Raw genomic sequence first — 13,755 nt, forward strand, 5'->3', positions numbered from 1 at the left:
TCGCCCGGCCGTGCGAGAATGCGTGCCCGGCCAGCAGGCTGGGCCGATACGGAGAGATGGCCGAGCGGTTTAAGGCACCGGTCTTGAAAACCGGCGAAGGGTTAAACCTTCCGTGGGTTCGAATCCCACTCTCTCCGCCACTGAATTAATTCAAATCATTGATTTAAGAAAAAATATCTATCCTCCGGTTTTTCTGGTATGCCATCGGGTATGCCGCGACGGATTGGCTGTGTGTGGAGAGCCCCAAACGTCCGTGGACGTCATCTATCAGTGCGGAAGCCTAGCGTTTTGGTAGTGCTGCCAGCCAAGGACTTAGCTAGCGCGTCTCGCTATGCCACTCGGGCCGGAATTGGGCCTACTTGGTGTGGAGGATGGGTTCGATGCTGACGGAACATGGCAGGGTGCTGGTCAGTGCGCAGCACAAACTTCTTGTTTTTCCTCCTCAAATGAGGGAGGATTATCGGAAGTCCCCCTGAGGCAGACCCCGATGCTCCCAAACATCCTTCACGACGCTCCCGAAGAAATCGCCAGTCGCCTGGAACAGTTGGGGGTCACCGAGGTGGCGCTCCGCGAAGCCATCTATCAGGGGCACTTGCAGCGCTCCCGATTGACCCCTAACCACCCCCGTAACTTCCCGGGCTTGGTCATGTGGGGCGAGGTCGTTGCCGCGCTGAGGGACCAGCTGAGGCCGCTGGACTGGATTCGGCAGGATGTCGGCAGCTTCCCGGTGACCGTGAACGAGTCATTGAACCTGGCTATCGCCGTGGCCTCGGGCGACGAGGGGACGGGCAACCCGTATGCCCATCCGTCGAACCGTTCGAAGAAGGGTCGCAACACCGTTGAGGCCATCGAGGCGAATCGTCAGATGGTGCTCTTCGAAGAGTTCATGCAAGAGATCAAGGACGACGCCGAGGGCAACCAGACGTGGATCTTGATGCACCACACGGATACGTCCAAGGGTGAGATCCGCTTTGAACTGTCATTGCCGGCTGAAATCGGTAATGACGGCAAGATCACTTCGTGGTCGGAACGCATCGTGCTCGGTAGCATTCCGTTTGACGATGACCTGACGGAAATCCTCGAGCCGGGTGGTCCTGACATCGACATCGAGATCCGCCGCAAAGCGTGACGAGGTTGCTATGTTCAATGCTTTACGGCTTACCCTCGCCCGCAAACGGCGAGGGATGAAAAAGCGTGAGTTGGCCGAAAAAATTGGGGTAACAGAGAAGTCCGTCTCCAACTACGAGACGGGCTCCCAGGAACCAGAGGCCAATACGCTTAGAAAGCTTTCGGAAGCGCTTCGGTTCCCCGAAGCCTTTTTCTTTGGTGTGGACCCGGAAGTTCCTCACCCCGATGTGGCGAGTTTCCGTTCGCTTTCGAAGATGACAGCCAGCCAGCGCGACACCGCGCTTGGTGCGGGCGCTGTTGCCCTGATATTGAACGATTGGATTGAGGCGCGGTTCGCCCTGCCAGACCCTGACGTTCCGGATTTGGGGCGCGAGGGAGGGGACAGTCGCCCCGTTAGCGTGCACAAACACGCTCAAGAGCCAGAAGCCTATCCGACATCGTTCTCTTCCCAGACCCCGGAGACGGCGGCAGAAATGCTGCGCGCTCACTGGGGCATCGGCGAGTTGCCGGTCAAGAACATGATTGCCCTGCTGGAATCCAAGGGCATCCGGGTCTATTCCCTGGCAATCGATGCCAAGGAAGTGGATGCCTTTTCGATGTGGAATGGCGGCCGGCCCTACGTCTTCCTCAATACGTTCAAGTCGGCCGAACACTGCCGGTTTGATGCCGCGCATGAGTTGGGCCACCTGGTGCTACACCAACATGCCCAACCCCATGGTCCCGACCTGGAGCGCGAGGCAAATGCGTTTGCGTCCGCTTTTCTCATGCCGCGGGCGAGCGTGCTTGCCATGGCGCCGCGTGCCCCGACGCTATCGAGTCTCATCCGGCACAAGAAGCACTGGGCAGTCTCCTTGGCAGCGCTGAACTACCGGATGCATGCCCTTGGCCTGACAACTGACTGGACCTACCGAACGCTTTGCATCCAGCTGGCGCAAGCGGGCTACCGCAAGTCGGAGCCTGAAGGTGTGCCGCACGAGAAATCATTAGTGCTTGAAAAGGTATTCGGAGCACTTCGCGAAGAAGGCTTGTCGAAAGCGGATGTTGCCCATCAGCTAGCGATCTTTTCTGACGAGATTAACGAACTTACGTTTGGGCTGATGCTCAACGCGCTGAAGGGTGGAGCGCCGAGAATGGCTGAGCCCGCTGCGAGAAGGGCCAACTTGCGTTTGGTCAAGGGCTAGTATCGGGAGTGAGACTTGGGCGGGGCCCTCGTAGCGTACGCTTGTTTTGGATTCGCGAAGGAACATCGGTCTGCTGATGGCCGGTAACGGACATAGGAGGAGCAAATGGGTTGGGGATGGTTATTGGGATAGGGGAATAGCAGCTTTCGACCCGAAGCGGACATAGGTGCAGCCCCTGAGCCTGCTGTTTGATTAGTTATACGTTGGCTTGTTAGCCGGCTCCAGCCACCCTATGATCGAGTTGTATCAGGGGGAGAGCCAACGTACGGTGATTTGGTGATAAGTCGTATAATCGGACTCACAGGTTCGTCTATTGGGTTATTAGATCAATGGTTGAAATTCACTGGACGGCCTATGTAACAGCGCTCACCGTGCCGGTTCTGGCACTGGTCGGTGCAACAATTGCGTATCGCCAATGGCGCACTGCGCAGAACAAGCTGAAACTTGACCTTTTCGACAAGCGAATGCACGTGTATCAAGCAGTTCGTGACGCCCTTGGATACATTGGCTCGCACGGGGCAATTGGCAGCGAGCAACAGATCGCATACCTGTCAGGGATACAAGCTGCAAAATGGCTATTCGGTCCTGAAGTCGATATGTATCTGAGTGAGACTCTTTGGCACAAGATTGTCGATCTTGAGCTACATCAAACAATGGTCTACGAGGGTCGGAATGATCACCCTGAGCGGAGCAAGCATGTCCAGCTCAAGGCGGAGACGCTCAAATGGCTTATTGCGCAGTACTCGGTTCTCGACAAGAAATGCGCCAAGTACATGATTCTTGGCCATTGACCTAAAAATTAATTCAAGCCGAACCGGCTTCGCGGGTCGGCTTAATTCCAGAGTTTGCACCTACATGAGACACATGATCGAAGGCCAGTCACCCTACATCGCACGAAAACACCGACTCGCGGACTTGGTAGCTGCGATCCAAGTGATGGGTACTTACAAATACTCTGGCAGAAAAATCGAGTCATGGTCGAAAATTCTCGGCGAGAAACCTAAAAGCGCGGATAGCTGGCTGATGGTGTTCAACGAACATCCTGAGTTCTTCCGTGCTGGAGTTGATGGCGCGGGATTTCAAACACTAGCTCTTCGCCGAGCTCAGCCCCGCGTCTACAACACAAGGACACGAGAAGAGATGACGCTGGAGCAACTTAAGGCTGTACCGCGGGATAATCGGTCGCATATTTCTCGCCGTCCGCTGTCTTCGGAGCAAATACTTTCTCTCATCGATGTGGCAGTTAAGCTTCACACCCAAGCTATAGCGAGACGCCAAGAGCTCAGGTGGTTGGTGGTGATGCTGATCGGGTTGACATCGTCTTTTGTCGGCGCATTCGTGGCAGCGATTATAAATGGTGGCTAGTGGGTGCTAACAGTTCATTCAAGCTGAACTCACTATGCGGGTCGGCTCAAATCCGGAGTTGAACATCGCGGCTGGCCCGAAGCGGACGGCTGCATTCGGCGTTATCCTAGGGCTCTTTTCAAAGTGATCAAGACGAAGCGAGTTGCCTTTGGGCCGAAATTGCGCTGAACCCTAGCGACTCGTTTTTCCAACCGCTAGATCGTTAGCCTGCTGGTGCGTTTCAGATAAAAGATTTCACACGCGCTCTCATGTGCATCAACATCTTGCGGATTTGCTGAGACTTCGGCTCAGCATTAATGCTGCACCACGGCATTTCTCGCTTGTGAATTTGCGCAACCGCAAGGCGATCAGCCGGCGGTCAGGCGAACCCCCATGTAGTGCTGTGATGGCGACGGGTTCTCCAAACCCGAAACTTCAAGATCCTTCCCAGGGGGCTCGTGAGTACGTGAGCAAGGAGAAATGCCTGGAGGCGGTCAAGAAGTGGCCGAGGCGGCCCCGCTCTTTTCCGTGTGGACTCCTGAGGGGGCAGCATGGGAGATGGATAAGAGCCAGCCTCTGCTCTCTGGCGCATCCGGAATTGAGAGGAAATCATCTCCACAATCGGCGAGGTGGAGCGGGGTACCGCTCTCTGGCGCTCCACCCGGGCTCTTCAGGCTGCTCGTGGGCGCGGGTTCTCTCTATAATTCCGCTTCGTCCAGAAAGGGGGGGAAGGGAATCCTATGCGCATTGAATCCGTCCGGATTTCGGGCTTTCGTTGTTTCGGGGCAAAACCGACCAAGATTTCCCTGGCCTCGGGTGTGACTGCCATCATTGGTCCGAATGCCGCCGGGAAGACGGCAGTGTTGCAAGCGCTGACCAAGCTGTTTGGCGTGTCTCGCGCGCAGCGCACGATTTATCGATCCGATTTCCATGTAGGACCGAGAGACAGCCCGGATGACCGTGACCACAAGGCGCTATTCATCGAAGTAGTCATTAGCTTCCCTGAGCTCAAGGCGGGGGGCGCGACTGCCGAGGGAATCGCGCCATCCTTCCGGCGAATGCAGGTTAGCGAACCGGGTCAGGCACCGGTCTGTCGGATGCGTCTGGAGGCGGCATGGCAGGACGATGGCACCGTCGAGGGAGAGGTGTCCCAAGAGCTGTATTGGATGGAGACCTTGGACGACGATCCAGTCGCCCCCGTCTTGACCCCGGTCCTTGCATCGGAACGTGGGCTCATCCAGCTCTACTACACTCCCGCGAGTCGGGATCCCATTGCACAGGTCAAGGCTTCGGCCGGCGCATTGGCGGCTCGCCTGCTTCGTGCGATCGAGTGGACCGAGGCAACCACCGGTGCCGTGGAGCAGGCGCCGACAGAACTTGCCGCCGTGTTCGGGAGCGAACCGGCGATTCACGCCATCAGTCAGGCTCTTGGTGAGCGCTGGGATACTCTTCACGACGAGGTGGTGGACACGCGTCCCCGGCTGAGCCTAGTTAGCACTCGCTTTGAGGAGGTCGTCAACAAGATTGCCGTGGTCTTTGCGCAAGGCCCCGATGGTCACGAGCGTAGTCTCGAGGCCCTCAGCGATGGACAAAAATCGCTGTTCTATTTTGCGCTGGTCGCGGCCGTGTTCGATCTGGAACGCCAAGTGGCAGGTGGAACTTTGGCTGGATTTGCCGACGACAGGCTGCGGGTGCCCGCGCTGAGTCTGTTCGCGATCGAAGAGCCGGAAAACCATCTGTCCCCGTTCTTTCTGAGTCGGATCATAGAGCAGGTGCGTTCCCTGACCGAGAGTGGTGGTAGTCAGGCGCTGATCACCAGTCATTCGCCAGCCGTGCTGAGCCGTGTGCAACCGGAGGAGGTCAGGTACTGCCGTCAGGATCCGAAAAAGAGGACCTCCACAATTAGGAGAATCAAGCTGCCGGCTGCAGCAGACGAGGCGGCGAAGTTCGTGCGTGGCGCACTTCTGGCCTACCCGGAGTTGTACTTCGCGCGTTTCGTTGTGTTGGTTGAAGGCGACTCGGAGCGGATCGTCCTGCCGGCGCTGGCAAGATCGCTGGAACTAGCGATCGACCCCGCGTTCGTTGCCATTGTGCCGCTGGGCGGTCGCCACGTTCAGCATTTCTGGCGACTGCTGAAGCAGCTGAAGATTCCCTATGTCACGCTGCTGGATCTGGACCTTGGCCGGTTGGGAGGTGGCTTTGGCCGAGTCAAGACCGCGATTGAGCACCTGATCGAAATGGGGGAATCGAAGGACGAACTGCTCAGGATCAAGAACGGTGTTCTTCCTGATGAGCGCTTCGCGAAGATGCATACATGGCAGACTCCGGAAAAGATGAAAATCATCTCCGGCTGGGTCGTGAGGCTCAGGGAGTACGGTGTATTCTTCTCTGGTCCGCTGGACCTTGATCTGGCGATGTTAAAGGCGTTCCCCGAGGCCTACGAGGCGATTGTTCCTCCGGGAGGCGGACCGAAGCTCACAATCCAGAGCGCGGCTGACGTAGTCCTTGGTACCACGGGCCCTGGGACGCTGCTTTATGTAGACGAATTGGAGGCGTATCCAGCTCTCTTCCCTGACTATCGGTACCATTTCCTCACCCATAGCAAGCCCGTTACTCACCTTGAAGCGCTGACGCATATTGGGCAGACCGACTTGGCGGAGAACATGCCGAAGGTGCTGAAGAGGCTGCTGAAGCATATCCAAAATGAGTTGCGGGGCAATTGAGAATGGTTGCCTCGCCCAGGCGGATGAAGCCCGAACACTGGACACCAGTGGGTGTAGGAGGACTGGAGAAGAACGCACTTGACGTCGTTCGCTCGGGGGGGCATTGCTCGGTGATCGCCGGACCCGGCGCGGGCAAGACTGAGCTGTTGGCGCAGCGTGCCGCGTTCCTGCTGCAGACGGGTGCTTCGAGATCCCCCCGGCGAATTTTAGCGATCAGTTTCAAGCGTGACGCCGCCGAGAATCTGATGGCACGAGTTCGTGCGCGTTGCCATCCCCGTCAGGCAGAACGCTTGGATTCGATGACGTTCTCGGCGTTTGCGAAAAGCTTGGTAGATCGCTTCGGCCAGGCGTTGCCGGACGCATGGCGGCCAGCCCCCGACTACCAGATTCTGATTCCGCACAGGGGATATTACGAGAGGTTCCTGAGTCGCCTGCCGAAGGTGCCGCCAGAGGTCGGTACAGAACGAGACATTCGCGCTATCTCGGACACGTCATTCGAGAGGGACTTTGTGCTGGCCAATTCGCTTCAGGAGGACGGTTTCGAGGCACCGACGCCAGAGCAATGGGCCGCTGAGTGCTTCTGGATGCAATCGCTCCATGGGCAGGAACCGAGCCAACTCACCTTCGAGATGTTGGCGCGCTTGGCAGAGTTGCTCGTACGGCTGAATCCACAGATTCGTGGCGCGCTGCAGGTTACGTACTCCCATGTGTTCATGGACGAGTTCCAGGACACGACGAGGGAACAGTACGAATTGGTGCGTGCCATCTTCCTGGGCTCGGGCACCGAGATCACCGCGGTTGGAGACAATAAGCAGCAGATCATGCGTTGGGCCGGAGCTATGCGTGATCCCTTTGTTGCCTTCGAGCGAGATTATGGCGCACAGCGAGTAAGGTTGTTGAACAACTATCGTTCTTCTTCTGATCTAGTAGAGATGCAGACCGTCCTCGCTCGGGCACTCGACCCGCAGGCGATCGTGCCTGTTTCGATGGCGCCGGCGGTGCGAACAGTCGGGACTTGTGAAGTGTGGAATTTCACAACCGCGGAACGGGAGACTCGAGGCCTTGCTGAGTTCGTTTCGCGTGTGATTCGTGATGAGGCTCTCGATCCCGACGAGGTGGCGGTTCTTGTGCGTCAGCTCCCTCAGAACTACTTTGCCGACCTAGAGCCTGCTTTCGCAAGCAAGGGTCTGAGTTTGTTCAATGCGGCGGGAAAGATTGGTGAGATCGCCCTGCAGGATCTGCTGACGGAGGAAGCCTCTCGGTGGATCATCGGTGTGCTTCGCTTGGCGATGGTCACAGATGCTGGGCGGCACTGGATTTCGAGTCAGGCAACGCTGCGACGGCTGTGGGGAGTCTCGAGTGAGGATGAACGCGCGCAGGGCCAGCTTGCCCATGATCTAGACGCCTTTGTGACTCAACTCAGGGGTCAGCACGCCGACCCTCCAGCGTCGTTGGGTGCTGTTGCCTCTTTGATTGGCGAGATCGCTGACTTCTTGGGGCGCGAATGCTTGGCTGCGGTGGTTTCCACCTACGGACAGGGCGACTGGTTGGAACAAGTGCTGGAGTGCATTGTTACTCATCTCCATCAATGCTCCGAAGGAGGCAAAGGGTGGAAGGGCGCCTTAGATGCGTATGAGGGAATTGGGGCAACACCTTTGATGACCATACACAAGAGTAAAGGCCTGGAGTTCCACACGGTGATCTTTGTCGGTCTTGATGACCAGGCGTGGTGGAATTTCTCCAAGGACGAGCACGAGGCAAAGGCGAGTTTCTTTGTCGCGTTCACGCGCGCGAAGCAGCGGGTCATCTTCACCTATTGCCATGAGCGAGGGGGGCGGGCTGACATCGCTGCACTCTATAGGCTCTTGGAGGAGGCGGGTGTAAGCAGTAGGAGCTTGACATAGATTCGTACGCTGGAAGGACGAGCGTTGTTTACGGACGCCCCTCCGTGCCACACTCGCAGCTGCGCGCGGCCTTGTCGCGGATTGAGAGGGTGTCTGCCCGCGCCTCTCGAAAATTCGGCCAATACCTGAAGTTGCGTCGTTTCCAGAGTTGAGTAAAGCGGAAGGCGGCGGGGCCTTCAACGGGTGGACTGGCCGCAGGACATTGGCAGACTTGTCGCTTGAGAGGGCGTGCTCCAAGCCCGGAGGGGATTCGGTTGCCTAGTCCCTATAGTCCTCGGGGTACTCAGCGCCATCCAAGAACCATTCGCTCTTGGCTTGGCTCTCCTTTGGCGCCTGATTGAACAAGAAGGCGGGGCACTCCTCGTGGGCATTGTCGATCAGTTGCGACAGCAAGGCGCGATTGCGGCGCTGCCGATCGGACAGGCTCGAGGTCCATGCCTCCAACTCTTCGATCGAATGCTTTTCCATGGAGCTGAAGTGCTTTCCGAGCAGCCCACACAGGACATCCGAGATCTGAATGGCGGGCTCACTCTTGGAGTTTGCGAAACAGTAGTCGACGGTCTGGCCGTCGATGACCACTCTCCTTTCGTACAAGCGTCGACGGACCTGATCCTCTTCGTCGAACACATGCTTGGCTCTGCGGAAGGTAGCCATGCGTTGAAGGAACACGTCGTCAAACCGATCCACGAGCACGTCGGACTTGTTGTCGGTCAGAAAGACGAGCGTGACATCAGCCGCGGCCTCTTGCAGGAGGTCGGATAGGGTCATCGTGTGAAAATTTCTGAAGATGAAACCATTGCGAAACAAGAATGCGCGAACCGCGTGTAGGAATTCTGCGTGTCGTTCCGGCGCGATATTGGGATAGTCAAACGTCTTCAGCAATTGGAAGTAGCCCAGAGGGTCGGTTCGAACCAGGGCATGTAGCTCAGTCTTCAAATCCTGGTGGATTTCCTGCAGCGGTCGATAGCGGTCAACCGCTAAGATGGAGTCGACCAGGTCCACGATAGCCCAATTCAGGACGCTGAAATTGGAAAAGTGTAAGTGCACGGGCGCGTCCAGCACCCACGTCAAGAAGATCTCTAGCTTGGCCGAGTCGAGGCAGGCGGCGTAATCGCCTTCTGCAAAGTGTTTGAGCTTGAGCTCTTTCGTCGATGGTTGGATGCGGGCCTTTCTTCTGAGTGATTCGATTTCTGGAAGCCGCGCTCCGGGTCTAAGTGCGATGCCACCGAGCACAAAGCAGTCCAGCGCTTGATGGTTCAGGCCTGACTCGGTCAACGCCAAGCGACGGATGTTGTTGGTCTCGTCGTAATACAGCGTAAATGGAGTGTCCGTGTTTGGGATCCAGGTCAGCTCCGGCGACCTAAAGTGGCGGAGTTCCAAGAGCGGCAGGTTCGATTTCGTGATATTCATGGATGGAACTAGCGCCTACTCAATGCGAATTCAGCTTCTGCAGCTACAGGAGCGATGGACGTTCGGGTCATATCTGGTCAGGACACAGGTCAATCAGGCATCACTGAGTTCAGGTTTTCCGTCGAGGCGTCCACCTTCGCTGCCAAGCTGACAGACCAGTGACCTCCGTCCTGCTGGTGCGCGATCAGCAGATCGTAGGTCTTAACCATGCTCAGCAGCCCAGAGTGACCGTAGGTTTGCGGGGAAAACGCAGGGTCGGTGCGTTTGAGGTACTGGCCGAGTAGGCCCATCGTGACCTTGCCGTCCGAAGTGCTCCCGGTCAGCAGAGCGACGGCTTCAACGAGGAAGCGCGGCCGGCGCTTAACGACGGGCTTAGTCTGATCGTTGGATGGCTCTGTCTTGGGGAGAGTGTCCTTTGCTGGTATTGCGGCCGTGGAGCCCGCCGTTGTGTGGGGATGCTCAGGGCGTGTCCATTCGAAGAATTGGTCGCTGGCATTGCGCAGTGCGTCAGGCGTCTTGCTCTCGCCGACGATGCAGACCGATGCACCGCGCTCTCGCAACTTGCGACACAAATAGGCGAAGTCCGAGTCACTTGTCACTAGACAGAAGGTGTCGGCACGCTGCATTGCCAATTCGGGCATCCCGGTCAAGGTTGGCCTGGCGCTGACGGCGCACAAGACTGTTGTGATGTTCATGCGCTACGTCCACACGGAAGACAAGCCAGTGCGAGACGCAGCCGAATTGGTGGCGAATCGGCGCAAGACGATCAACGGGATGCAGCGAGCCAAGGAGGTGACAGCATGACCCGGCGTAAAGCATCCGTCGAGGCACCAACGTCGGTGGCGCTGCTGGGCGACATCCGGGGGCTGATAGAGGCGTCGCACCAGCGCGCCGACTCGGCGGTCAATGCCGAGCTGACCTTGCTGTTTTGGCGCATCGGGCAGCGCATTCATACGGAAGTGCTAGCCGGTCAGCGTGCCGGATATGGCGAGGAAATCCTGCCTACCCTGGCTGAGCAACTTGCCCGCGATTATGGACGCGGGTTTGGAGAGAAGAACCCGCTCCACTTCGACTTTCCGGGGAGCTCCAAGAACGTCCACGGAGTGTTGCATGTCATTGCCACGGTTCGGTTTTTTCAAAATTTCCGATCCAGTGACATCCAGCGAAAGCCACTGACGGCCGGTCCAAACTGGTACAAAAAGTGGCCCAAACAATGCGCGAGCTTCCCGTGCCGCATTGTTGCTGGAGGAGCCGGGGATCGATGGGAAACATGGCACTCAACTCGCTTTCCAGGAGTTGGGATCATGCTTTCAGACCTCATGGTTCGGCAGGCCAAGACCACTGGCAAGCCGTACTCGTTGGCCGACTTCGAAGGCCTCTACCTCTACGTTTCCGCCATCGGCACCAAGACCAAGGACTGGCACTTCCGCTATACGTGGGCAGGCAAGCGTGAGCGCATCACCTTCGGCCGCTATCCGGCACTCTCGCTGAAGGAAGCCCGCGACCTGCGTGACGAGGCCCGTTCGTTGCTGGCCAAGAACGTCAATCCCCACAGCGAACACAAGCGCAAGCGGCACGCGATCGTCCTGGCCGGCGAACACACCTTCAAGGCGGTCTACGAGCAGTGGCTGGACCACCGCCGGCCTTCGTTGGAGGAAGGACGGCAGACCAGCCTGGAGCAGATCGGACGTGTCTTCAAGAAAGACGTGTTCCCGATGCTGCGTCACCTGACCGTCTACGACATCACCCGTGCGCACCTGCTGGACATCATCGGCAAGGTGGAAAAGCGCGGATCGTTGTCGGTCGCCGAGAAGCTCTCCCGCTGGGGCTGGGGCATGGTCAACCTTTCTTTGTATGGCCCCATTTTCGGCTCGGCATCCCATCGCATGACCGAATCGAATGTCAGGCGGGGAATCGCGTCGGGCGACGACACCTGCGCTTCGGTCAGTGCAGGCTGCGACATTGCTTCCGGCACATTGCTGGCTGCGATGATGCGCATCGTTAGAGAAGGTAACGACAAAAGCTATATTCCAGAGGTCGTGCGGGGCATCATGCTTGCGCTGGGAGTTCCGGAAGCGCGTGCAAAGGCATTAGCCAGGAAACGATTGCCTTTCATGTTCGATTTCGCCGGCTAGTATGAGCGCATCATCTTGCAGTACCGCGTCCAATGGTTCGTCACGCATGCATTCGCGAAGCGGTGGATTGATGAAGTGCTGGCATTCGGCTGGGCCTACGGACCGGGGGGGGCATGGTCGAAGGCAAGGAGTTTGGGCTTGCCTATTCGAGCGGTGGCCTTGCGGAGGCCTATCGCGCTGGTGGCCAGAATCGCTTCTCGCCCGGCGAACTGACCAAGCGGCTGGAAGCCACAGCCGTTTTCGTGCTGGCCAGACTCTTGCCCAGCTGTATCTTTTTCGGCGCCGGTCACGGCGCGAGCGACGACGAACAGGAGGCGAACCCCAGGCCTGTGCCGTCTTCCCAGAGGCGGCGGTTGAAGCTGAAGAATCGTCTCGTGGATCCGGCTGGCGGGGTATTTCCCACCAGCCGGACGGCGTTCATTTCGGTGCGAACGCGGCGAAAGCCTGTTCAAGGAACGCGCGGTTGGATTCGCTGAACGGCGGGCTGACCAGGGCCGCGGCCGGCACCAGATCGGCCTGCCGATACACCGCCTTGGCATGGCTGAAGGTGCGGAAGCCGTAGACGCCGTGGTAATGACCCTGCCCCGAATCGCCGACGCCGCCGAACGGCAGGTTCTCGTCAGAGAGATGGCTTATGCAGTCGTTGATGGTGACTCCGCCGGAGGTGGTCCTGTCCAGCACCAGACGTTCTTCCAGCGCATCCTTGCCAAAGTAATACAGCGCAAGCGGGCGCGGACGGGCGTTGACGTAGGCGATGGCCTCGTCGATCGTGGTGTAGGTGATTACCGGCAGCAGGGGGCCGAAGATTTCCTCTTCCAGGATCTGTTGGCCCGGCTGGGTATCCAGCACCAGGGTCGGGGCAATGCGGCGCGTGGCAGGATCAACCGGCGCTTCGCCGGCGGGGACCAGCGGGACGATCTTCGCACCTTTGGCGCGTGCATCCTCGATCAGGCCATTGATGCGGTTGAAGTGGCGTTCGTTGACGATGGTGGTGTAATCGGCGTTGTCCGTCTGGGTCGGGAACACTCGCGCAATCGTCCTATTGGCGATTTCGACGAAGGCCTCGCGCTTGTCCTCGGGCACGAGCGTGTAGTCCGGTGAGACACATAACTGGCCCGAGTTGAGTACCTTGGCGGTCAGCAGGCGGCTCACCGCCTGTTCCAGGTCGGCCGAATGGCTGATGATCGCAGGCGACTTGCCGCCTAATTCAAGGGTTACCGGCACCAAGTTGTCGGCAGCGGCGTGGGCGACGTGCTTGCCCACAACGGTGCTGCCGGTGAAGATCATGTGGTCGAAGGCCAGCGCGGTGAAGGCTGCGCCGACCGCCGGACCGCCGGTGACGACCGACAGTTCGCTCTCGTCGAATGCGGCAGCGATCAGTTCCTTCTGCAGTTCCGAAGTGGCCGGGGTCAGCTCGGAGGGCTTGAGCAGCGAGCGGTTGCCGGCGGCGAGGATGCCCACGATGGGGCCGATGGCAAGTTGTACCGGAAAGTTCCACGGGCTGACCACGCCAACCACGCCTTTCGGCTGATATTCGACGCGGGCATAGGCCCCTGGTGCCGGATCCGGATGCAGGTCCGGCTGCATCCAAAGGTGCAGGTGCTCGCGGGTGTGGGCGATGGAGCCGAGCAGCGCCAGCACGTCGTACAGCAGGCTGGTGGCACGGGCGCGATTGCCGAAGTCCTGCGACATCGCGTCCGCCAGCTTATGGCGGTTGTCGTGCAGCAGCGCTGACAGCCGGGCCAGACGATCCCGACGCAAGGCAAGGTTGGGAGCGCCGTCTTTGAGTACGGCGTCTTTCTGAAGTTTCAACAGCCGTGGCAGGTCAGCGATCACCGTTTGGTCTGCGGCGGGGATTTCATTGCTCATGGTCAAGAATCTCGTGTGATTGGACTTGTGAATGAATCCAAACTAGGGCGTTCCAGAGAGG

At 58.4% G+C, this 13,755-nt stretch carries 11 protein-coding genes, 1 tRNA gene and 1 pseudogene; 10 read left to right on the plus strand and 3 right to left on the minus strand.

All coding sequences use genetic code 11. The features are described 5' to 3' along the window. Window positions 1-50: 50 nt before the first annotated feature. The 7 genes from HFK18_RS12750 (at window position 51) to HFK18_RS12780 (ending at window position 8,280) form a co-directional block, all read left to right on the plus strand. Window positions 51-140: transfer RNA gene (locus HFK18_RS12750), tRNA-Ser, on the plus strand. 347 nt (window positions 141-487) lie between these two features. After that, window positions 488-1,129 carry a hypothetical protein gene (locus HFK18_RS12755; protein ID WP_180166511.1) on the plus strand — a complete coding sequence of 214 codons (642 nt, stop codon included), beginning with the start codon at window positions 488-490 and terminating at the stop codon, window positions 1,127-1,129. A 10-nt stretch (window positions 1,130-1,139) separates the two neighbouring features. Continuing rightward, window positions 1,140-2,309, plus strand: a complete 1,170-nt coding sequence (locus tag HFK18_RS12760; protein ID WP_180166512.1) for an ImmA/IrrE family metallo-endopeptidase — start codon at window positions 1,140-1,142, stop codon at window positions 2,307-2,309. Between the two features lie 329 nt (window positions 2,310-2,638). Next, entirely contained in the window at window positions 2,639-3,100 is a 462-nt protein-coding gene (locus tag HFK18_RS12765) for a hypothetical protein (protein WP_180166513.1), read from the plus strand. A 73-nt stretch (window positions 3,101-3,173) separates the two neighbouring features. Then, window positions 3,174-3,674, plus strand: a complete 501-nt coding sequence (locus HFK18_RS12770; RefSeq protein ID WP_180166514.1) for an N-carbamoyl-L-amino acid amidohydrolase — start codon at window positions 3,174-3,176, stop codon at window positions 3,672-3,674. A gap of 719 nt (window positions 3,675-4,393) precedes the next feature. Next, window positions 4,394-6,376, plus strand: coding sequence for an AAA family ATPase (locus HFK18_RS12775; RefSeq protein WP_180166515.1), 1,983 nt, complete (start codon window positions 4,394-4,396; stop codon window positions 6,374-6,376). Window positions 6,377-6,399: 23 nt separating this feature from the next. Beyond that, a complete protein-coding gene (locus tag HFK18_RS12780; protein WP_257216194.1) occupies window positions 6,400-8,280 on the plus strand; it encodes an ATP-dependent helicase in 1,881 nt (626 codons plus the stop codon). 258 nt (window positions 8,281-8,538) lie between these two features. Here HFK18_RS12780 and HFK18_RS12785 read toward each other — a convergent pair whose 3' ends face one another. Further along, window positions 8,539-9,690, minus strand: a complete 1,152-nt coding sequence (locus HFK18_RS12785; RefSeq protein WP_180166517.1) for a DUF3800 domain-containing protein — start codon at window positions 9,688-9,690, stop codon at window positions 8,539-8,541. Between the two features lie 89 nt (window positions 9,691-9,779). Further along, complete coding sequence (locus HFK18_RS12790) at window positions 9,780-10,385, minus strand: NYN domain-containing protein (protein WP_180166518.1); 606 nt, start codon at window positions 10,383-10,385, stop codon at window positions 9,780-9,782. Here HFK18_RS12790 and HFK18_RS21830 point away from each other — a divergent pair. From HFK18_RS21830 to HFK18_RS12800, 3 genes and pseudogenes are all read left to right on the plus strand, one after another. Further along, window positions 10,315-10,494: pseudogene (locus tag HFK18_RS21830) on the plus strand (integrase); the annotation flags it as partial. The gene HFK18_RS12790 and the pseudogene HFK18_RS21830 overlap by 71 nt on opposite strands. Continuing rightward, window positions 10,491-11,825: an integrase arm-type DNA-binding domain-containing protein gene (locus tag HFK18_RS21835; RefSeq protein ID WP_180166519.1), complete on the plus strand. Its 1,335-nt coding sequence runs from the start codon at window positions 10,491-10,493 to the stop codon at window positions 11,823-11,825. The pseudogene HFK18_RS21830 and the gene HFK18_RS21835, both read left to right, overlap by 4 nt. Before the next feature lie 113 nt (window positions 11,826-11,938). Then, window positions 11,939-12,301: a hypothetical protein gene (locus HFK18_RS12800; protein WP_180166520.1), complete on the plus strand. Its 363-nt coding sequence runs from the start codon at window positions 11,939-11,941 to the stop codon at window positions 12,299-12,301. Here the strand turns inward: HFK18_RS12800 and HFK18_RS12805 are convergent. After that, the gene (locus HFK18_RS12805; RefSeq protein WP_180166521.1) at window positions 12,243-13,694 is read right to left on the minus strand and encodes a coniferyl aldehyde dehydrogenase; all 1,452 of its coding nucleotides are present in this window, start codon (window positions 13,692-13,694) and stop codon (window positions 12,243-12,245) included. The genes HFK18_RS12800 and HFK18_RS12805 overlap by 59 nt on opposite strands. Window positions 13,695-13,755: the final 61 nt, after the last annotated feature.

Source organism: Stenotrophomonas sp. SbOxS2 (genome assembly GCF_013416715.1).
Classification (GTDB): domain Bacteria; phylum Pseudomonadota; class Gammaproteobacteria; order Xanthomonadales; family Xanthomonadaceae; genus Stenotrophomonas; species Stenotrophomonas lactitubi.